This is a genomic window from Pseudomonas sp. DTU12.3 (genome assembly GCF_004124275.1).
GTDB classification, from domain to species: Bacteria; Pseudomonadota; Gammaproteobacteria; order Pseudomonadales; family Pseudomonadaceae; genus Aquipseudomonas; species Aquipseudomonas helmanticensis.
Genome location: NZ_CP027218.1, coordinates 1,106,559 through 1,127,956, shown reverse-complemented (window position 1 = coordinate 1,127,956; position 21,398 = coordinate 1,106,559). Strand labels below are relative to the sequence as shown.

Sequence of the window (21,398 nt, the reverse complement as noted above, 5' to 3'; positions counted from 1 at the left end):
CACGTCATCACATTGCCTAAATAGGTGTGGTCGCAAAAGTCGCTCGTGGATGGCTGCTAGTAGTATTTACAGTCCTAGTGCGCCGTACTGTGCTTCAAGCAGCGCTCCTGCCTTGTCCCGTAGAGGGTATGAAAACGTTACACCGCTCGCTAATGCTACACCTCATACCGTAGGAGAAATCAATCAGTGTAACGCGTAGTTTACCCAATAGAATCAATAACTTGAGCTGCTACGTTACACCTGTAACACCAGTTACACGCGGTTTTCCTATATATGTTTGCCCCACCCCCATCAGCAATGACACCCTCCAGCGGAGACTCCGTCGGGCTCCGGCCCCCGAGAAGAAGGGACATACACGGGGCCGGAAACCCGCCGGACTTTGTTAGCGGACAGGTGCCCAGCTTAGTGAACAGGTGAACCGGGTTAACTCACCGTTCACCGGTGCAAATGCACAGTGTCTCGGAAAGTCGCCGGGCCCCTGAGCAAATCTGAAAGACACGGGGCACAAAACCCGCGCGATCTTGGTAGTGGCTGATTTTTTCACATTGGTTGACAGGTTGACTCGGTTGACGACCCAAGGTGTCCATAATCATCAACAAAAAGGCCATCGTTACCGATGCGGTAACGATGGCGTATTTTCAGCAAAATTCTTTCGATTTCAATGGCTGAAATTTCAGTAACTTTGAAAACCTTCCACTAACGCAGTCCTGCGGGTTTCCGACCCCTGTATCAAAGCCCTTTCTCCAGGAGGCCCCTGGCTGATTCCCAACCCAAGAGTGGGTGCCCCATCACTGTGAAGAGAAAGAAAGTGCAGTGTGCAATCGCAAACGCCGAGGTTGCCTCGAGAAATTCTTCGATCTTTGCCGCACGCCTACGTACACGTGCCACCCATTCGCTCGTAACCTTTCGGTAGGCTCTTTCTCTCTCTGCCTTCCAACCAAGACCTGTCGGGACTTTGGACAGGGTATGAGTTAAGAAAATGCGGTCAATTGTGTGGTCCGAGAAGCGCTGGTGGTGATGCACAGAATGTCTAGCTCGTATTTCCTGATCGAACTCCTTGTCGAATAGTTTTATGTACTTGCCTACCTCCAGCTGATGGCTTGGAAGCGAAGCGTCTAGAGCCTTGAGGTAGTTCTTGAGCCGCTCCTGAACTCATAGAATCGACCGAAGTACATCTCGCATACGTTCGTAATGTGGTCTGAATGGCTTACAGGCAATCCGCGAAAAGGATACCGGCGAAAGTAATACTCACAGTCACGCAGTGCATGGATGGTCTGGTGAAGACCCAGGTATTGATAGACGACGTCGTATTGCTCATCTACTTCAGCAGAGAAACTGAAGTCTTCGAGGGTTTCGCGTTCTTCGTCTGACAGCCATTCATCATCAAACAGCGTCCTATCAAATTTTTACGATTCCACTCTTCCAGCCCGGGTAGCTGTCGAGCCTATCGATCCACCCGTAGACTGCTTCCAGCATTAATTTGTTGTTGGGCCACGACTCGGGCGGACTTGTACTCACCGGATCAGCCATATATCAATTCCCCAGCTCCGCTCATCGTTGACATTCTGAGCGTCAATTTAGCCGTTCCTTTTGACATTTACTGAGGCAACCAATGGCGCCGTGTATCCCTATGTATCCCAAGAAAAACAATCTCGGGCTCGAGCCATTGAATACGGCACCCATACTGGCCAGTTCAAATTACCCTGCCCACCAACTCTCAACGACAAAGCCCGCCAAGTGCGGGCTTTGTCGTTTCTGGATCCCGTTCACCAAGCCGAACTGACCCTCGCCGTGCTGCCCCTCCCCGCCACAACGCTCTCCCCTCACCCCCACACTCAAATCCCGCAACATAATCCGCACCACGTTTAAGCGAGAGCTCTCGATGACCTCTATGCTGCAAACTCCAAAGCGCAACGAGGTTGAACATGAATACCTGGATCGCCGCCGTCATGGCTGCCCTGCTCTCCCTGTCCGTCCACGCAGCCGAGGCGCCTGCGCCGCGAGTCGAGCAAGTCGTGTTCAAGGCGGGCACCGACCATACCCAGATCAAGCAATCGATCAAGGGCGATCAAACGGCGCAGTACACGCTCAACGCCAAGGCTGGGCAGATGTTGACCGTCGATTTCAAGCCATCCAGCACATCGGCGTATTTCAACATCAGCGCCAAAGATGCGGACAGCGCGCTGTTCAACGGTTCGATGATGGGCAATCACTTTACGGGGGCGCTGCCTGCCGACGGTGAGTACACGGTTCAGGTCTACCTCATGCGCAACGCCGCGCGACGTAACGCGGTGGCGGATTACACGCTGTCGATAAAGCTCGCCAAGGGTGATGCGGGCACTGGCGGATAAACCGCAAAAGCGCTTCTACACTCACAGCGCCCATTCCGTACATCGAGCCACCATGACTGCCCTTAAAGACCGCATGCAACAAGGCAAGGACGCGCGCAAGAAGTGTTCGCGCAGTGATCAGGCTGTCACCGGCAAGATGAATCGCGATCCGATTCCGTTGATCAAAGCGTCGAGTCAGGGCCGCGTCGAGTCGCTGGTCGAGTTGCGTTATGGGCGCATGCTGGTGTCGCCCTTCACGTTCTTTCGTGGCAACGCGTTGTTGCAGGCACATGACTTGGCGGGCACGGCGACCATGGGCCTGAATCTGCCGATCTGTGGCGATTGTCACCTGATGAATTTCGGTGGTTTCGCCACGCCGGAGCGCAATCTGTTGTTCAGCGTCAATGATTTCGACGAGGCACATCCCGGGCCCTGGGAGTGGGATTTGAAACGCCTGGCCGCAAGTTTTGTGGTGGCCGCGCGTGATCTGCGTCATGGCGAGTCAGTCGAGGAGGAGGTCTGTCGCGACATGGTCGGCGCTTATCAGGCGACCTTGCTGGAGTGTGCCGAGCAAAGTTCGCTGGAGAACTGGTACGAGTCGATCAGCTATAACGATCTGCTTGCCCAGGCACGCAAAAGTACCCTTGAGCATGTCGAGCGCGCCATCGAGAAAGCCGAGCGGCGTACTCACGCTGAATTGCTGCCGAAGATCAGCGAGCGCGACAAGCATGGGCGTCTGATTATTCGTGATGACCTGCCGGAAATTTTCCATCTGCATAAAAACACCACGCTGCTCGATGCCGAGGATGACTGGCTGCGGCTGTCAGACTGGCGTCCGCTGTACGACACTTTCATGCGTGATTATCGCGGCACGCTGCAGCCCGACCGGCGCGAGCTGCTGTCACGGTTTCACGTGCAGGACATGGCTTTCAAAGTGGTCGGTGTCGGCAGCGTCGGTACCCGCTGTCTGGTGGCGTTGCTGACCGACGATCAGGAGTTTCCGCTGTTCCTGCAATTCAAGGAGGCGCGGCGCTCGGTGCTCGCCGATTACGTCAAAGCCAAATCGCGGGTACGCCATGAAGGTCAGCGAGTGGTCGAGGGGCAGCGCTTGATGCAAGCCGCCAGCGACCTGTTTCTCGGCTGGACCACTGGCCCCAGCGGTCGGCATTTCTATGTGCGGCAGTTGCGCGACATGAAAATCTCCGCCGAACTGGAAACCTTCGACGCCGAAACCTTCGCCGCTTACGGTCGGGTCTGCGGCCGCGCGCTGGCTCGCGCGCATGCCAAGGCGTCCGGGTTAGCGGCGCAGATCAGCGGTTACATCGGCAAGGGCGATGCATTGGCCGATGCGTTATTGAAGTACGCGCAACAGTACACCGCGCAGAACGAACGTGATTTCGAACGTTTCCAGGATGCCTGTCGCAAGGGCCGTTTACGCGCTCGGTCGGAAGCCGATTTCGCCGCCGATCATCTGCCCTGAACCGGGCTAGACAGGTTGCCGGAGAAATGAATTTTTCTTCACTGCCCCTTCACAATCAAACCTGTAAAGTCCGCTCGCTCATTCAAGAAACTACGGTTCGCCCGCGGCTCTCCCGCGGGCTTTTTTTTGCCTGGCATTTGCCGTCGAAGCGATAAACCCAAGTGTCTTGCACACCGTGGCGTAGTGAATGGCGGGCCTGTGGATGAATTCGGATCAACCTGAACCCGGCCGATTCAGCAAAACACCGGATCCGCACGCCTCAACGTCAGCGATTCGGCGCCGGCCGTAAACGCAAATTCCATTTGCTCCTCCTCAAAACGGCCAATGCAGGAGCTGCCGCAGGCTGCGATCTTTTGATGTTAAAAAACAGGCTCAAAGGATCGCAGCCTTCGGCAGCTCCTACAGGGGTATGTGCAACAAGCAGGCAGAATTTATAGGGCATTTGTGTTTTCCTGTCCCCTGATACCACTCACCGGAGCGCCCGATGCCGCTGCTGTCCCTGCCCTGCCAACGCCTGACGCTGGCGATACTCGCGCCGGATCAGGCCGGCCTCGAAAGTGAGTTCTACCAACGTAACCTGCGCCACCTCGCGCCCTGGTCACCGATTCGCACCACCGAGTACTTTTCCACCGAGCAGATTCGCCGACGACTCGAAATTCAGGCCAGCGCCTTTGAAGCCGGGCTGGCGATGCATTTCGCGTTGTTGACACAGGACGGTCAGCAGATGATCGGCGCGTGCAATTTCAGCGGAGTCATTCGCGGGGCGTTTCAGGCGTGTTATCTGGGTTATCACATCAATGAGGCACATCAAGGTCAGGGCCTGATGCGTGAAGCGCTGGAGGCCGGTATCGCCTACATGTTCGACACGCAGAACCTGCACCGGATCATGGCCAACTACATTCCCGGCAATGAACGCAGCGCACGGCTCTTGGAAAAGCTCGGCTTCGAGCGTGAGGGTTACGCCAAGGCGTATCTGAACATTGCCGGGCGCTGGCAGGATCACGTGCTGACCGCGTTGATCAACCCGGCATTCGAGGCGCCGGACCAGCGTTGGTCACGACGACTGGCGTGAGTTTCACAATTTGTTAAGCATTGGCGAAGTATGCTCAGGCCTCCCGCCCCTTCCGGTTGCCTGAATGCCATGTCGCGTGCCGCCACTTCATTGTTTCTGCTTGCCGCTTTGCTGTTTTTCTTCGCCCTCGGCAACCATCAATTGCAAGGCTCCACCGAGGCTCGCGTCGCCGGCATCGCCATGGAGATGCACCTCGACAACGACTGGGTGACACCTCGGTTGTTCGGCGAACCGTTTCTGGAAAAACCACCGCTGAGTTTGTGGCTCGATGCCGGCGCCATGCGGCTTTTCGGTGTGTCGCCGTGGGCGGTGCGGTTGGCGTCGGCGGTGGCCGGCTTACTCAGCGTGATGTTGCTCTACGGCATGTTGCGCCGTTTCGAACGGCCAAAAATGATCGCCTGGACGGCCGGGATTTTGCTGGCGACCATGGCCAGTTATTGGAGCAACGTGCGCGGGGTCGGCGAGGATGCGCTGCTGGCGCTCGGCGTAACAGCGGCGTTGCTGGCATTTTTTCAGGCGCAACGCGCATCGAGCGTGGGTAACTCCTTGCTGTTTGTCGGCGGGATTGCCATCGCCACGTTGAGTAAGGGTGTGCTGGGGCTGGCGATGCCGGGGGTGGTGATTTTTGCTTACTTGCTGGCCGACAATCTGCTCGACAAGCGCCTGAAAGTCGCTGACTGGCTGTGGCCAGGATTACTGACTCTGGTCGGGCTGATTCCGCTGATGATCTGGCTCGCAGTGCTCTATCAACATGGCGGCGCGCAAGCGGTGAAGGAAGTGCTGCTGACCAACAGCGTCGGCCGCTTCAGCGGATCGTTCGTCGAGGCCGGTCACTATGAGCCGTTCTACTACTACCTGGCCAAGCTGCCGGAAGCCTTTCTGCCGTGGAACATTCTGGTTTATCTGGGGCTGTGGCATTTTCGCAAACAACTGAAGGCCAACCGATACCTGCTGTTTTTCAGCCTGTGGATCGTTGCGCAATTCGTGATGCTGACGTTGGCGTCGAGTAAACGCACGGTGTACCTGATGTCGATGACCCCGGCGGCAGCGGTGATTGCGGCCGAGTTTGCGGGGGTGTTGTTCGACAAGCTGAAAGCGTACGAATCCGCCCATGGTTTTGTCAGCCGAATCGCGAGGCATCGTCAGGCATTGGCCGCTGCTGTGCTTACCGTAGTGATCGGCAGCTACCTCGTTGCCGCACAGTGGACGTTGCCGAACGCTGATAAACACCTGTCGTTCCTGCCGCTGACCCAACACATTCAAGCGTTGCAAGCGGACGGTCATCAGGTTGCGTTGTTTCAAGCCAATGAACGGGTGGGCGGTGCGAGTGTGTTCTATACGCAGAGTGTGTTGAAGGGATTGGATACCGAGGCGCAATTGCGCGAGTTTCTCGCTGCGGCAGCCACCAATGTGGCGGTGATCTCGGCGGACACCGAGCCGGCGGCACCGCTGAAAGTGTTGAAGACCATGATGGTCGGGCGCCAGGCGTACTACTTTGTCAGCAACTGAAGCAGACTGAATACAACCTTTGTGGCGAGGGGATTTATCCCCGTTGGGGTGCGCAGCGCCCCCTCTTTTGATTCAAGAAAGAAGGGGACTGCTGCGCAGTCCAACGGGGATAAATCCCCTCGCCACATATCCCCCTCGCCACAGGGTTATTCGTTGCTCAAGGGAGTTGCCAAGGTGCGGGCGGGCTCTGGCCGTTGATGCTTCTGCAACACCGGCAGCTCCAGCCGCGCCCGTCCATAAAACGCCAGTGCCGTCAGCAAACAGGCCAGCCAGACGAAGATTCCGGCCCAGAACGTGTGGGACATGTAGTGCCAACCTTGCAGGACCCGCGTCGTGCCATAGACAAAGCCGAGCAGCAGCGAGCCCCACAGAATCGCATTGGAAAAGCGCCACTGGTAACGGCGCGCAACGAAGTACAACGCCAGCATGGTAAAGCCGCCCGACGCATGCCCGCCCGGCCAGCAGCGCCCCTCTCCTGCTTCATGGAACAGCTGGAAATTGTTGTACCACTCCACGTGAGCCATTTTCCCGCCGTAAAGTGTGGTCTCGATCGGGCAGTAAACGCTGGTGTGCGCCTTGAGGAAATGGATCACGCCGGTGCAAACGGCAAACGCCACGACGACGAAGAAAAAATCCCTACGGTGATCGGCGGCAAATCGCAGCAGCGGAGCAACTTTGCTTCGCTCGAGAAAAGCCCCGAGTCGTGGGCGCTTCTGCGGATTGACCAACGGCCAGACCACCGAAAGCATCGCGCCGATCAGGGCGATTTCCGCCGTCCAGTTCGGAATGATCCGCGCCCATTTGTGCGTGAGCTTTTCGAAGAAGTGGATTTTGTCGAGCGGGAACGTCTGGGTCAGCGGATCGAACAACAGATTGCTGAAGGCGATGTCGATTTTGGTCATGTCGAACATCAGGAAGACCAACGCCGCGCAGGCCAGCGGGATGCCGAAGTTGTAAGCGTAAAAACGAGTGTTCATTCGGTGGTCACCGTGTGCCAGTCGGAGGCTTCAATGAAGCCGAGCATTTTCGGCGCCGCCGGACTGGCAGCGGAAACAAACAGCGAAGAGCCGTAGCCGGGATCGGAAGCGGGCACCTTCAGGTCTTTCTCGATTTGCGCCATGCATTCGCTGTGGGTCACCAGAATCAGGTTGCGACCCGGGATCTTGTGCGCAAGCGCCTCCTGCAACATGCGCCCCTTGCAACTGATCAACCAGTCTTCGCCGGTCGCCGCACGGTTGAACATATACCCGGCGGTCTGCACGGTGCGCACCATCGGGCTGTTATAGATGTCGGCATTGTTCAGCCCCAGTTGCTCGAATTGCGCGCCGACCGCGACCGCCACACTGCGCGAGCGGTCGGTGATGCCGTCATTGCCACTCAGGCACGCGGCTTTGGAGTGATCGCAACGCTCGACATGGCGCACCAGCACGATCATCTCGCCTTTTCCCCAGCCCGTTGCCAACGCCTGCGCGCCAGCCACATTGCCATGGGCCAGGTCGGGGACCGCCGCCGGGGCGAGCAGCCACAACGTCAGCGGTATCACCAATGCCGATGCCGCCAACACCACCCAGGTGTTGCGAAAACGCGCCAGACCGCTCAGATCGATCGAGCGTTTGACGCCGAACAGACTCAGTCTCAATTCCACAAAAAGCCGCCTCGCCAGCCTGCATCACTTGTCATTCGATGCGGCGAAGGTACAGAGGCGGGCGTCGGCAGCCAGTGAAACCCATGTGAAAAAAGTCTTGGGATCCATTGTTACAAATTCTGTCCGACAAAATCCTTTCAGCTCTCGGTTTTGCGGCCGATACAGACCTGCTAACACCCTTGCTGGCTCAAAAAAACAACAATCTTCCAGCCTAACTGACGACAAGAAACCCTACGTTTCTGGAGGATTTGTGATGAATAGCTGGTTCGGCAACATCAGCGTGAACATGAAACTGGGCCTGGGCTTCGGCCTGGTACTGGCCCTGACCTGCGTGCTGGCCCTGACGGGCTGGACCAGCCTAGGTGGCCTGATCGACCGCAGCAACTGGATGAGCGACATCACCCAGCTCAACGCTGGCCTGACCAAACTGCGCGTGGTGCGCCTGCAATACATGCTGACCAACGGCGATGAAACCGCCGCGCAGAACGTGCAGACCACCCTTGAAAGTTTTGCCGCGCAACAACAGAAGCTGATCAACAGCTTCAAGAGCCCGGAAAACGTCAAACTGCTCAAGGAGCAGGCAGCGACCATCGCTGAATACCAGACGTCGCTGAATAAAATGCGCAACGCCTACCGCTCCGGCAACAGCGCGCGCGACACCATGAGTGCCAGTGCCGAAACCGCGTACAACCAGATCGAATCGATCAGCAAACGCGTGCAGCAGATGGACATGAGCGAGCAGCGTTTCGCACAGTTCCAGGCAATCACCACGGCCAAGGAAGCGTTCATCCTCGCCCGCTACGAAGTGCGCGGCTACACCGCCACCACCAACGCCGAGACCGAACAGAAGGCCGTCGCTCAACTCGATGTGGCCATCTCCACCCTCAAGCAATTGAACGTGCATTTCGCTGACACTCAGCAAGACGCTCTGCGCCAGCTGGAGACCGCGCTGGGCAACTACCGCAGCGCGTTGATGGCGTTTAAGAACGCCAACACTGACGCGGTACAGGCTCGCAAGGAAATGACCGATCAAGGCACCGCGATCGTCAACACCAGCGAGCAGCTGTATCAGATTCAGCTTGACCGCCGTGATGTAGAAAGCGCTCAGGCGCGCACTTTCCAGCTGATCAGCACGCTGCTGGCACTGCTGGTGGGCGTGATTGCGGCGGTGATCATCACCCGTCAGATCACCCGTCCGCTGCAGGAAACCCTGGCCGTAGTCGAGCGCATCGCCAGCGGCGACCTGACCCAGAACGTCACCGTCACCCGCCGCGACGAACTCGGCGTGCTGCAACAAGGCATTGCGCGCATGGGCGTGACCTTGCGTGATTTGATCAGCGGCATCCGCGACGGCGTCACCCAGATCGCCAGCGCCGCCGAAGAGCTGTCGGCCGTCACCGAACAGACCAGCGCCGGTGTGAACAGCCAGAAGATCGAAACCGATCAGGTCGCCACCGCGATGCACGAGATGACTGCCACCGTGCAGGAAGTAGCGCGCAACGCCGAAGAAGCCTCGCAAGCCGCTGCCGCCGCTGACGGTGAAGCCCGCGAAGGCGACAAAGTGGTGAACGAAGCCATCGCGCAGATCGAGCGTCTGGCCAGCGAAGTGGTGCGTTCGACCGAAGCCATGAGCGTGCTGCAACAGGAAAGCGACAAGATCGGCAGCGTCATGGACGTGATCAAAGCCGTTGCCGAACAGACCAACCTGCTCGCCCTTAACGCTGCGATCGAAGCAGCGCGCGCCGGTGAAGCCGGTCGTGGTTTCGCCGTGGTCGCCGACGAGGTTCGTGGCCTGGCGCAGCGTACGCAGAAGTCCACCGAAGAAATCGAAGGCCTGGTCGCCGGTCTGCAGAACGGCACCCAGCAGGTGTCGGCGGTCATGAGCAACAGCCGCGCGCTGACCGACAGCAGCGTGGCGCTGACGCGCAAAGCTGGCCTGTCGCTGGAAAGCATCACCCGCACGGTGTCGAATATTCAGTCGATGAACCAGCAGATTGCTGCGGCGGCTGAACAACAGAGCGCCGTGGCTGAAGAGATCAGCCGCAGCATCATCAACGTGCGCGATGTGTCGGAACAGACCGCCGCAGCCAGTGATGAGACGGCGGCGTCGAGTGTTGAACTGGCGCGTTTGGGTGGTCAGTTGCAGCAGATGGTAAGCCATTTCCGCGTTTGATCTTCGTACAGCGCTAAAGCAAAAAACCAATCGCGGGCAAGCCCGCTCCCACAGGTTTTTCAGTCGTTCACAGATGTTGTGTTCGACTCATAACCTTGTGGGAGCGGGCTTGCCCGCGATTGCGTCAGGCCTGTCACCGCTTCACGTCAAACCACACCGTGCATAAAAAACTCGACCGGCACTTTAAAGAACTCGGCGAATCCCTTTATCTGGGCAACGGTCATTTTTCGTTTGTTATTCAATATCTCTGAAACAGCACTCTGAGTTGCGATCTCAGACAAGTCCTTCTGTTTGACGCCTCTTTCCGACAGCAGAAACGCCAGCGCTTCAGATTGGGACGAATAAGCAATCAACACCGTTTCACTCTCGTACTCATAAACCCGATCAGCCACAAACTCCGCAAACCGTGCAGCAGCATGATCCTCGGTGTTTGCGTGGGAATAAAGCTCATCAATCAGGGCCATTCGCACTTGCAGATCGTCATCATTTTTTATCGGATCATGGCAGGCAGACAACAACTTGGACAAAGTCGCTAGCTGATCGCCCAGTCCCTCAAGCATGGGTGAAATATCGGCTATGAAGGAATCCAGTCCTGTCGCTTCGACTTTATTACGCTTCATTGAGATCACCTGTATTTTCGTTAAACATAAATAGCGTATTTCATTCTGGCCAACTACTTGACATCACCCTTCCACCATTTGTCATATCCGGCATGGGGAAGAATGTCCTTGATATAGATAGTGCCAGTCTTCGTATTGATCCACGTAATGACACGGCACTCGTTTTTCTTGATATCAAAAACGTAAATATCAAGCGGGCCTTTCTTGCTCGTCAGCCTCAGCTTCGAGTGAGGGATACGATCGACGTTCCAACCTGAGGCGCTGGTCCAGTCTTGACGAAGCTTCTCAAATGACTCGAAACGCAGCGATGCTCTGTCGAAGATGGTTAGCCACAAGGTGAGAGGAACTCTCCACTGGCCATGAGTCTCAATGGCCCGCGCAACCGCCGCTTTTGTGATCACTCTCATAGAATTTTCGGTTCTGGTATCCCTACATGCGGCAAAATTATCTCAAATACAGATATCTGTAAAGCAGATATTTTTAGCTCAACAGAACAAACCCGAAGCCAAATGTATCAGTGGCTTCGGGCTTTTTCTTTCAGCGGTGGACTTAGACTTCAGTCATTACCGCGTCCCACGCTGCCGCAATGCCGACGGCATGAAGTACGCGTCCTCTGGCACCGGTTGCGCAAAATCCACGGTCTCCGCTTCTTCGTTATCAAGGTTCTGCACGTAGTAACGGCGCGCCTGTAGATCATGGAAGACGTCCAGCGCACTCCAGGTGGTCGGCAGGTCGTAGAAGTTTTTCAGGTAGGCCATCGACACGCGCCACAACTCCCCTCGCCCATCGTATTGATCGACCAGTGCGGCGCCCCAGCTGTCTTCATCGAGAAACAGCACGCGTTTGGAATAGATGTGTCGCGAACCTGGTTTGAGGTTGCCTTCCACCACCCAGACCCGGTGCAGCTCATAGCGGGTGTATTGCGGGTTGAGGTGGCCGGGGGTGAGCAGTTGCGCGTATTTCACGTCGGGGCTGCCGACTTTGTAGTTGTTGTAGGGGATATAGATTTCCTGTTTGCCCTTGAGCTTCCACTCGTAGCGATCCGGCGAGCCGTTGAACAGGTCGGTGTCGTCGGCGGTGCGCAGGCCATCGGAGGAGGCGATCGGCGTGTCGTAGGCGAGGTTCGGCGCACGGCGCACGCGGCGTTGGCCGGCGTCGTAGATCCAGGCCTGGCGCGCGTCCTTGAGCTGGTCGAGGGTTTCGTGCACGAGGGCGGCGCCACCGGCCAGTCGCGCCGGGCTTTTCACGAAGGCGAGGTAGTAGAACAGGATGTTTTTCAGGTCAGCGAACTGGCCGTTCGGACGGTAGTAGTTAAACAGCGCTTCCTGCTGCGAAGTGACCAGCGCGAAGCTGCCATTACGCTGGACCGGCGCTTCGGAGGCGCGGCGCACGACGTAGATGCCGCGATAGCGGGTGATGTGGTTCCACAGCACTTCGATGCCGTCCTTGGGCACCGGAAACGGTACGCCGCCGTAGGCATCGGAGAAACCACTGCCGCCTTCGAGCAACTTCGCCGAAGTGGCGTTTTTCAGGGTGTTGTCGTACAGCCATTGCGGCGCCGAACCGGAGCGGCGGGACGGGTAGATCGGCATCCGGAAGGTGTCGGGGTAGCTGTTGAACAGGGCGATCTGGCCGGGGCTGAGGTGCGCTTTGTACTGGTCGAGATTGGCTTTGGTGATGGTGAACAGCGGTTTGTCCGCCGCGTACGGATCGGGGTGATGCTGGCCGGGTTTGTAGCCGGCGGGCGCCTGGGTGATGCCGCCGGTCCACGCGGGAATCGTACCGGCGGCGTTGCCGGCACGCTCGGCGCCCATGGGGGTCAGGGTGGTTTTCAGTTGTTCGGCTTGTTGTGGGGTGATGGCGGCGAAGACGCTGCCGGCAGCCAGACTCATGACGAGCGCGAGCGTGGTCTTGGTCAATCGTGAAGTGTGAAACATGATCAATCTCCGAAATGGGAGTGAGGTCTCCCCTGTGGGAGCGGGCTTGCTCGCGAAAGCGGCGTGTCAGTCACCTACAATTTGAATGACACAGCGCATTCGCGAGCAAGCCCGCTCCCACAGGGGATCTGTGTTGTCTTTAAAGGAAATACTTGAGGTTGAACCCGACGTTGTCGCGGTCGCGGATGCCGTTGTTCTGTCCGCCGCCGTAAAACTCGGTGTACTGCAGTTCGGCTTCGAGCTTGTTCTGGTAGTTGGCCTTGATCCCCAGCGTGTAGGCCTTGCGACCTTCGATGGTGTTGCCGGCCTGATAGCTGTTGCCCTTGAAGTCGTCCTTGTAAACGACGTAAGGCGAGACGTTGACCCCGGCGTACACGTCGTTCCAGGTGCCGTTGAGCATTGCCGTGTAGCTGTAGGAATCACGGTTGACCTGATCGTCGCGATCGCCGCCCGACACATAGGAATAGTTACCGGTGCCGGCGTAATAACGGTTCGTGCCGTCATAGGCGGTGTATTGCAGACTGCTGCCGCGCAGATGTTCGGAGGCCAGTTCGAAGATGCCGAACAGCGAGTCGAACGAGGCCGTCGGGCCGAAGTTGTAGATGGTTCCCAGCGAGGTGTTGAACGCTTCGACACGTTCGGCGTTGTTGATCTCGCTGTTGAGGTTGACCATCTGCCCACCGACATTGATCGACCGCCCCGTCACCGCCACCGCAGCACCGTTGGCCAGGTCGCCAATCAAATCGTTGGTCGCCGCAACGCCGATCGGCAGGTTCGGCCGATAAGCGATTTCACCGAACACCGAGGCCTCACCCAATGTCGTGTTGAAACTGAAGCCATACATGCGGATGTCTTCGGCGTAACGCCGATGCGCCTGGATATTGCCCATCACATCAGCGGTGGCCAGACCGTTGGCGAGCGCTCCCGCCTGATCGCCCGCGACGCCCGCCAGCAGGTTGGTCAGGGCGTTCATGTCGATGCCCTTGTAACCGCCGAGATCCGCCGCGATGGTCGGTTCCTTCGCGTGGTAGTTGACCATGTACAAACCGAACTCGGTGCTGTTGAGTTGCTCGGCGATGTAGCGAAACGCAAAGCCAAATTGGCCGTCGTTGCGCGCGTTGTAGTCTTTGCCGATCGACGCCACTTTCAAGGTATTGCCGTAGGCCGGGGTCACCCCGTTGGCGTACAGCCCGGTGGTTTTCAGCACCGGCCCCAGCAACGGGTTGTTGCCCAACGCGCTGTACAAGCCGATGACATTGCCAAATCCCGGCACCGGCGTATCGAGCGCCGTGCCGCTGAAATTGTTGTAACCGGTGTTGCCGCCGTCAGCGAACAGATCGGTCTGCGAGTAAAAAGTGCCGACCGGATCGATGCGGGTTTCCTTCCAGTTGGTCTGGTAGAAACTCTCCATGGTCAGCGAATCGGTCAGGCCGATGTTGAAGCTCAGCGCCTCGACCGGCACCAGCACTTCTTTCACTTCGGCGCCGGGCAAACGGTACTTCGCGGCGTCCACCGGGTTGGTGGTGTTGATCCCGCCGCGATAGAAAATCCCCTCGCCCCAGTTGAACACCTGACGGCCGACACGCGCGGTCACCGGCATCTGCGCAACGTCCCAACTGCCGTGTACATAGGCGTCGAGCATCTCGATGCGGCTGCCAGCGATGTCGCGGGTCTGGCTGGTGAAACGGTCGTCCTGCGGGTAGCTCTGGCTCGGTTGCGAGGGGTTGTTGTTGTCGTAGTAGTTGTTGCGTTTGTCCATCAACTGCGTGTCGTAAAACGCGGTGCCGCGCATGAACAAACCGTAGTTCTGATAGTTGGCTTCAAGCTCGGAGGTGATCTTGTACACCTCGGAAACCAGCCCGGTGTCGAAGTTGCGATTGCCGTCGTTGGTGTTGACGTCATCGTTGGTTTTGTCGCGGCCTTGCACCCGCCACAAACGACCGTAGGACAAGGTCGTGTCGAACGAGCCGGTGACCTGTTTGTCCAGCACGCTGAATTCCACCGCGTGCGCGCCATCGACTGCGCACAGTTGCAGCAAGCCGGCGAGGCCGACACCGGGCAGCGCGGCGCCCGTCAGGCGCAATCGAGTGTTGATCATGTGTTCCTCCTTCCCTGTTTTTTTATTGTTTTTTTGTCCTGCCGCGAGGGCTAGGGTGCCAATCCCGCGCTGACGTAAATCCGGCTGTGCGCGCCGAAATGGCCGAGCAATTTGAACAGCTGCTGGTTGAGCGCCGGATGGTCGAAATTTTCCCGTTGCAGCTGATTGCCGCCGCTGAAATCACTGGTTGCTGGCGCCGTTGCCAGCCACTGGCCGATGGCCTCGTCGAAGGCTGCGGAATCGTCGACCGACTCGGCGCTGACCACTTCGCGCAGGTAGTCCACCGAGTACGGCGGATAGCGTTTGTCTTGGGCGACATCGACGTAAGCGTCGAGCATCGGATGCGGCTGACCGACGCGCAGCAAGCGGCGCAGCCAGGTGGACTGGTACTTCTCGACCTCCATGTGCCGCGTGGCGACGCGCTCAATGGAGGCCTGTTTGTCCTCGGCGAAACCGGCGATTGCCTTGCCTTCCAGCAGCAGGAGACTGGCGAGGTCGACGCCGGGTAATGGCCTGGCGTGATAGGGCTGGGTCAGGTCCTGAATGTGGTGCAGGCCCCAGCCAAGAAAGCGATAACCCCAATACGGATGACCGCTGGCAAACGCCAGTCGCGCCAGGCCCATGTATTGATACGCGCGCCAGTCCGGCCAACTGCGTTCGAGGAACCCGGCAGCGGCGTAGACCACTGCGCTTTCGTGGAAGAAACCCATGTGAAACGGCGCCTGCGAGCTGTATTGAAACCGTGCATCGCCGAACGGTTGCGGGCCGAACCCGTAGAGCGCGCCGACGTTACCGGGGTTGTCACTGAACAGATTGATGTCGTGACCGTAATCCGGCTCATCGGCGGCGCTGGCCAGCACCGCCAGTGGGGCGACTTTTTCATGCTCGGCGACAACGATAAAGCGCTGGCGATTCCACGGTGAAAGGGTCTGTTCGACCATGACTTGATCGGCTTGCAGATGCACGCGTTCGGGCAGGTCTTTGCCCGGCAATGGCTGAATGACCATCGCCAGATGAATCTGCGGATTGATGCGCAACGCGGTGAGGAAGTCGTGGCGCAGATTGTCACTCGGCGTGGCGGGTAATTTCAGGATATCGGGGCGTGGCGGGTATTGAGTGAAGTGCTTGCCGGCGAAGGTTTCCTGCTCCTCCAGCAGCGCACTCACCGCCTCGTATTGCTGCGCAAGAAAGGTTTCCAGCGGCTCGACTTCGACCAGTGGCGCGTCGCGCAATGCTGGCAGATCCTGCAATGCCAGATAGCTGCCCACCGTATGGTTCGACCAGCCCCAGGCACTCGGGGCCGTTGCACAAAGCAGCAACAGGAGGAAGGTCAGCTTCATGGCTTGTGGTTCTTATTGGAGAGGCTGTGGGGGATGAGCCTAACAACCGGCCTCGCTGCTGACACTGTCCGATCTCACCAGAAAAACTCTCCGATGGCGCCATTCCAAATCTCAATACGGTCCCTGCAGGAGCTGCCGAAGGCTGCGATCTTTTGACGTTGATCTTGAAAAACAAGATCAAAAGATCGCAGCCTTCGGCAGCTCCTACAGGGGGATTTATGGTGGGTTTTCAGGCGGGGTAGCCGGTGATTTTGAGGATGCTTTGGTACAGCGGTTTGAGTTGGCGGTACATGCGCAGGTAGACCTCTTTGTACAGTTGCTCGTAGATTTTCTGCGCCTCGGGTTGGGGGTGGAAGACCGCGCCTACTCGGGTCATTGCCGCGATGGCCGTGGGGAAATCCGCGTGCAATCCCAACCCCACCGCACAACAAATCGCCGCGCCCAGGCCAGACGCTTCGTAGACATGCGGACGCTCCGCCGGCAGGCCGAAAATGTTCGCCGTGAGTTGCATCGCCGCGTCGCTCTGCGAACCGCCACCCGCCACGCGCAAACGCTTGACCGACACCTTTGAACGCCGCTCGATATTCTCCATGCCCTGACGCAACGCATACGCCAACCCCTCAAGAATCGCCCGGTAAATATGCGCACGGGTATGCACATCGCCGAAGCCGATCATCGCGCCTTTCGCCTCGACACCCGGCTCACGAATCCCCGGCGACCAGTACGGTTGCAGCATCAAACCCATCGAACCTGGCGGTACCGCATCCACCAGCGCATCGAACAGTTGCTCCGGCTCGATACCCTGCGCTTGCGCCTGCTGCATCTCGCGCAGACCGAACTCGTTCTTGAACCAGCTGACCATCCAGTAACCGCGATAAATCATCACCTCGCAGTTGTACTGATCCGGCACCGCCGAGGGGTACGGCGGAATCAACGGGACGATTTCCAGATAGCGCGAACGGGTGCTGGTGATCGTCGCCGTGGTGCCGTAAGACAAACACACCGTGCTCGTATCGACCACGCCGGCACCGACCACTTCGCAGGCCTTGTCGGCACCCGCCGCAATCAACGGCAAGCCTTCCGGAATACCGGTATGGCGAGCGGCTTCAGCGGTGATGTAGCCAAGGGTTTCACCGGGTTTGTGCAGGGTCGGCAATTTCTCGGGCCGCACCGCCAGCGCCTGCCATTTCCAGTCAGTCGGCGCAGCCCATTTCAGGCGTTTGAAGTCGAAAGGCAGATAGCCGACGCAGCAGCCCACCGAGTCTACGAAGCGTCCGCAAAGACGATGGGTGAGAAACCCCGAGAGCAGCAAAAACTTGTCCGTCGTCGCCCACACTTCTGGCTGATGCTGAGCGATCCAGTTCGCCTCAGCCTGGGCACGAAAATAATCCACAGTGCCTTGCGCGCCGACCAGTTTGAACAGCCAGCCCCACGGTCCTTTGATCCCGCCTTCGACTTCGCTCTGACGCTGATCGAGCCACAGAATCGCCGGGCGCAGCGGTTTGCCCTCGGCATCAACGTTGATCACCGTACCGCGCTGAGTGGTCAGCGACACCCCGGCAATCTGCGAACGATCAATGCCAGTCTGCGCCCAGACCTGCTGACAAGCCTCACCGAGTTTCGCCCAGTAATACTCCGGATCCTGCTCGGCCCAGCCCGGTTGCGTCGAGTAATACGCCTGCAATTCAACCTTGCCTTTGCCGAGCAGATTGCCCTGCAAATCGAAGAGCAGCGCGCGCACGCTCTGGGTGCCGTTGTCGATCGCCAGCAGGTAACGCTTGTTCGGGTGGTTATCCATGGAGCTCTCTTCAAGGGGCATCAACGCGTGGCATCCGGCAAACCGTGATGGCGTTGCCACAACGCCTGATAACGCAGTGTTTCCTGCTGCCAGTGTTCGTCGCTCCAGCCGAGTCGTGGCTGGCAGAGTTGGCGGATGGCGGTGAAATAATCTTCGCCGCCACGAGGCAGCAACAGGCCAAGACGCGTGCGGCGCAGGAGCAGATCGTCCAGATGCAGAACCATTTCCGCTTCACAGGCGAAGGCCATTTCCGCCCACAACGTGTCCGTAGCGCCGACCGTTGCGTGGCCGATGTCTTTGATCAGTTGCGCCAGCCTCGGCAGGTCGCGGCCATGCCGTCCGGCCAGACGTCGCCACTGCTGGCTGCTCAATTGCGGAATTGTCAGTGCAGGGACGGCGGCAAAAACTGGCGCGGCGTCATCGACGAAGGGACGCTCAAGCATGTCTGCGCAGGCCTTGAGCACTTCGATGGCTTGCGGGCGGAACGTGGTGAGTTTGCCGCCGGCCAAGGTCACGCAACCGGGCTCCTGCCACAGCACATGTTCACGGGTTTCGTTCGAGGGTTTGTCTTGATGATCGCCCGCTGCACTGCCGACTACCGGACGTACGCCCGACCAGGTCGACAACACGTCATTCGCCGTCACTTCTGCGCCGGGGAATTGCTGCGTGCAGGCCGCCAGCAGATAGTCGAGTTCTTCAGCGATGATGCTCGCGCTCTGATCCAGATCTTCGCGATGATCGAGATCCGTGGTGCCGACCACTGTCGCGCCTTCCCACGGAAAAACGAACACCGGTCGCCGATCACGCTCATGCAGAAACGTGAACGCCTGCGCCACCGGCAGACGCCAGCCCGGCAGCAATAAATGACTGCCGCGCAACGGCCGTAATTGCCGTGGAGCCTCCGTCGGGCGCAAGCGCTCAGCCCACGCGCCAGTGGCCACCGCGAGCACACCACAACGCAATTGCAGAGTCGCGCCGGCTTCGCAATCTTCGATCTGCACGCCGCACACTCGGCCGTTTTCTCGCAGCAAATGTTCGACGCGAACGCCATTGACCACGACAGCGCCATCGGCCCGCGCCTCGCTCAATACGCGCATCACCAGCCGCGCATCGTCGGTCAGTGCATCGACAAAACGGGTGCCGCCGAGCAAGTCATTTTCCTTCACGCCAGGCGCCAGATAACGTAGCTGCTGCGCGTCATGAAAACGATGGCTGCGCCGTCCCGCCAAGGCGTCGTAAACGCTCAGCAAACCACCCAACACCCGAGGCCCGGGAAAGCCGCCGCGATAGTGCGGCATCATGAAACTCATCGGCTCGACCAGCCCCGGCGCTTCGTCGAGCAAGCGCTGACGCTCGCGCACCGAGTCGCGGGTCAGGCGCCATTGTCCTTTAGCGATGTAACGCAAACCGCCGTGTACCATTTTCGAGGATCGGCTAGACGTACCCCAGGCAAAATCCCGTTGTTCCAGCAACAGACAACGCCAACCACGGCGCGCCGCTTCACGCAGAATGCCGGCGCCGCTGATACCGCCGCCAATGACGATCAGATCCCAGGTTTCATCCGCCAGTGTTGGCAGAACCTGCTGGCGCCATTCAGCGTTCCAGTCCTGACTCATGGCCGTCACTCCGGCAACAGCGTGCCGGGGTTGAGGCGCCCGGCCGGATCGAAGTGTTTACTCAGCGCCTGCAAGGTATCCATCGCCAGTGCGCCCTTCTCGCGCAACAAGTACGGTGCGTGATCCTTGCCGACGCCATGCTGGTGACTGATGGTGCCGTGGTTGTCGACGATGGTCTGGCTGGCCGCGTGTTTGAGCGCTTTCCAGCGCGCCAGCGTCGCGGGGTAATCCGCCGCCGGGCGAAACACGTAAGTGGTGTAGATGCTCGAACCTTCGCCGTAGACGTGGGACAAGTGGGTGAACACATGCACGCGCTCGCCCTCGGCGGCCAAGGCGTCGCGCAGGCTGATTTCGATGAGGTTGAGCAGGTTGTCGACGTTGCTCCAGTCGGTGGCGGTTTCGAGGGTGTCGACGACGTAACCGGCGTTCCACAGGTTCTCGCGCAGGTAAGGGAAACGGAAGCGGTTCTGCGCCCATTTCTTGCCGAGCAAGGTGCCGGTGAACACACCGCCGAAGGCTTTCAGATGTTGCCGCGCCTGTTTTAGTGACAATGCGTTTTGTCGGCGATTGCCGGTGACGCCGAAGGTCAGCAGGCATTTCCCCTCTGCTGCCCCCCTTAGCTTCAGGTACTTTTCCAGCCAGGCGATTTGTTGCGGATGACCGGCCAGCGCCAGTTGCGTTTCGGTTTCCACCGCATTGGACAGGCGCAGCATCGACAGCGGTACGCGCGCCTGGGCCAATTGGCGAATGGCTTGCAGTGCCTTGGTCCAAGAGGGCAGAAATACACCGTAGAAACGCTCATCGGCGGGCAGCGCGCTGACCCGCACCTTGACCTCGGAAATGATCCCGAAACGGCCCTCGCAACCGAGCACCACTTCGCGCAAATCGGGTCCGGCAGCCGAAGCCGGGAAAGTTGGAATATCCAAAGGCCCGGCGAACGTTTCCAAAGTGCCGCCAGCAAACAACTGCTCGATCCGGCCATAGCGCAACGACTGCTGACCGCTGGAACGGCTGGCGACCCAACCGCCCAATGTCGACAGCTCCCACGACTGAGGAAAATGCCCCAGCGTGTAGCCCCGCGCACGCAACTGACTTTCCACTTGCGGGCCACTCGCACCGGGGCCGAACGTTGCCAGCAGGCTTTGTTCGTCGAGGTCGATCAGGCGATTCATCCGCGCCAGCGATACCGTCACCACCGGCCGCGCTGAATCCGGCGGATTAATGTGCCCGGCCACCGACGTGCCGCCGCCATACGGGATCAGGCACAAATCCTGTTCATGGGCGAGCGCCAGCAATTGGCGAATATGCTCAGCGGTCTCGGGAAACGCCACCGCGTCGGGATAATTGCCCAGCGCACCTTCGCGCAACGCCAGCCAGTCCGGCAGGCTCTGGCCCCGCGCATGCAGCAAACGGTCATGGGCATCGACGCTGTACAAGGTGTGCGCCTGCAACCGCGAGGCCGGTACGCGCGCCAATGCCGCTTCAAGCGTGGCATCGGCCAGCGCGCGCCCCTCGCCCAGTCGTTCATGAAGAAACTCCGCGCCCTGGGCCGGCAGTTCGACCACCGTGGTTGCATCTCCCCAGCCGTTCCAGCGTCGCATGCGTGTGTCCTTTTTGCCGTCAGATCAGTGATATTTCAGGCCCCCATACTAGCCAGCGGCCGCAAAGTGTCACGGTCGCATCCGGCCAGTTCGTGTAGCCAATTGAGTCAAACGTCGCGCAAGCGTCAGCCATTTACTTTAGTCGGGGTTTCAAATTACCTTTCAGGCTATTCGTCCGC

Annotated in this window: 15 protein-coding genes and 1 pseudogene; 6 read left to right on the top strand and 10 right to left on the bottom strand. The window is 58.8% G+C overall.

Going from position 1 to position 21,398, the window contains the following annotated elements:
* Positions 1-1,925: 1,925 nt before the first annotated feature.
* From C2E19_RS04985 to C2E19_RS04965, 4 genes are all read left to right on the top strand, one after another.
* A complete protein-coding gene (locus tag C2E19_RS04985) occupies positions 1,926-2,351 on the top strand; it encodes a hypothetical protein (RefSeq protein WP_129388849.1) in 426 nt (141 codons plus the stop codon).
* 52 nt (positions 2,352-2,403) lie between these two features.
* Complete coding sequence (locus C2E19_RS04980) at positions 2,404-3,810, top strand: DUF2252 domain-containing protein (RefSeq protein ID WP_129388846.1); 1,407 nt, start codon at positions 2,404-2,406, stop codon at positions 3,808-3,810.
* A gap of 484 nt (positions 3,811-4,294) precedes the next feature.
* Positions 4,295-4,882, top strand: a complete 588-nt coding sequence (gene rimJ / locus C2E19_RS04970; RefSeq protein ID WP_129388843.1) for a ribosomal protein S5-alanine N-acetyltransferase — start codon at positions 4,295-4,297, stop codon at positions 4,880-4,882.
* Positions 4,883-4,951: 69 nt separating this feature from the next.
* Complete coding sequence (locus C2E19_RS04965; protein ID WP_174823925.1) at positions 4,952-6,391, top strand: glycosyltransferase family 39 protein; 1,440 nt, start codon at positions 4,952-4,954, stop codon at positions 6,389-6,391.
* 146 nt (positions 6,392-6,537) lie between these two features.
* Here the strand turns inward: C2E19_RS04965 and C2E19_RS04960 are convergent, their stop codons facing one another.
* Both C2E19_RS04960 and C2E19_RS04955 read right to left on the bottom strand, forming a co-directional pair.
* A complete protein-coding gene (locus C2E19_RS04960; RefSeq protein ID WP_129388836.1) occupies positions 6,538-7,368 on the bottom strand; it encodes a phosphatase PAP2 family protein in 831 nt (276 codons plus the stop codon).
* A complete protein-coding gene (locus C2E19_RS04955) occupies positions 7,365-8,036 on the bottom strand; it encodes a histidine phosphatase family protein (protein WP_129388833.1) in 672 nt (223 codons plus the stop codon). The genes C2E19_RS04960 and C2E19_RS04955 overlap by 4 nt, the downstream gene beginning before the upstream one ends.
* A gap of 253 nt (positions 8,037-8,289) precedes the next feature.
* Here C2E19_RS04955 and C2E19_RS29365 point away from each other — a divergent pair.
* Together C2E19_RS29365 and C2E19_RS29360 are read left to right on the top strand one after the other, a co-directional pair.
* Positions 8,290-9,351, top strand: a pseudogene (locus tag C2E19_RS29365) (methyl-accepting chemotaxis protein); the annotation flags it as partial.
* Complete coding sequence (locus C2E19_RS29360) at positions 9,346-10,209, top strand: methyl-accepting chemotaxis protein (RefSeq protein WP_372238473.1); 864 nt, start codon at positions 9,346-9,348, stop codon at positions 10,207-10,209. The pseudogene C2E19_RS29365 and the gene C2E19_RS29360, both read left to right, overlap by 6 nt.
* A gap of 146 nt (positions 10,210-10,355) precedes the next feature.
* Here the strand turns inward: C2E19_RS29360 and C2E19_RS04945 are convergent, their stop codons facing one another.
* From C2E19_RS04945 to C2E19_RS04905, 8 genes are all read right to left on the bottom strand, one after another.
* Positions 10,356-10,829 carry a type II toxin-antitoxin system HigA family antitoxin gene (locus C2E19_RS04945; protein WP_008086988.1) on the bottom strand — a complete coding sequence of 158 codons (474 nt, stop codon included), beginning with the start codon at positions 10,827-10,829 and terminating at the stop codon, positions 10,356-10,358.
* 53 nt (positions 10,830-10,882) lie between these two features.
* Positions 10,883-11,236 carry a type II toxin-antitoxin system HigB family toxin gene (locus tag C2E19_RS04940; RefSeq protein WP_256661283.1) on the bottom strand — a complete coding sequence of 118 codons (354 nt, stop codon included), beginning with the start codon at positions 11,234-11,236 and terminating at the stop codon, positions 10,883-10,885.
* Positions 11,237-11,392: 156 nt separating this feature from the next.
* The gene (locus tag C2E19_RS04935) at positions 11,393-12,721 is read right to left on the bottom strand and encodes a DUF1329 domain-containing protein (protein ID WP_372238472.1); all 1,329 of its coding nucleotides are present in this window, start codon (positions 12,719-12,721) and stop codon (positions 11,393-11,395) included.
* Positions 12,722-12,905: 184 nt separating this feature from the next.
* Positions 12,906-14,864: a DUF1302 domain-containing protein gene (locus tag C2E19_RS04930; protein ID WP_129388824.1), complete on the bottom strand. Its 1,959-nt coding sequence runs from the start codon at positions 14,862-14,864 to the stop codon at positions 12,906-12,908.
* A gap of 50 nt (positions 14,865-14,914) precedes the next feature.
* Positions 14,915-16,204, bottom strand: a complete 1,290-nt coding sequence (locus C2E19_RS04925; RefSeq protein ID WP_129388821.1) for a phospholipase — start codon at positions 16,202-16,204, stop codon at positions 14,915-14,917.
* A 229-nt stretch (positions 16,205-16,433) separates the two neighbouring features.
* Positions 16,434-18,002, bottom strand: coding sequence for an FGGY-family carbohydrate kinase (locus tag C2E19_RS04915; RefSeq protein ID WP_129388818.1), 1,569 nt, complete (start codon positions 18,000-18,002; stop codon positions 16,434-16,436).
* A gap of 20 nt (positions 18,003-18,022) precedes the next feature.
* The gene (locus C2E19_RS04910; protein ID WP_129388815.1) at positions 18,023-19,618 is read right to left on the bottom strand and encodes a glycerol-3-phosphate dehydrogenase/oxidase; all 1,596 of its coding nucleotides are present in this window, start codon (positions 19,616-19,618) and stop codon (positions 18,023-18,025) included.
* Between the two features lie 5 nt (positions 19,619-19,623).
* Positions 19,624-21,219, bottom strand: a complete 1,596-nt coding sequence (locus tag C2E19_RS04905; protein ID WP_129388813.1) for an FAD-binding oxidoreductase — start codon at positions 21,217-21,219, stop codon at positions 19,624-19,626.
* Between the last annotated feature and the right edge of the window lie 179 nt (positions 21,220-21,398).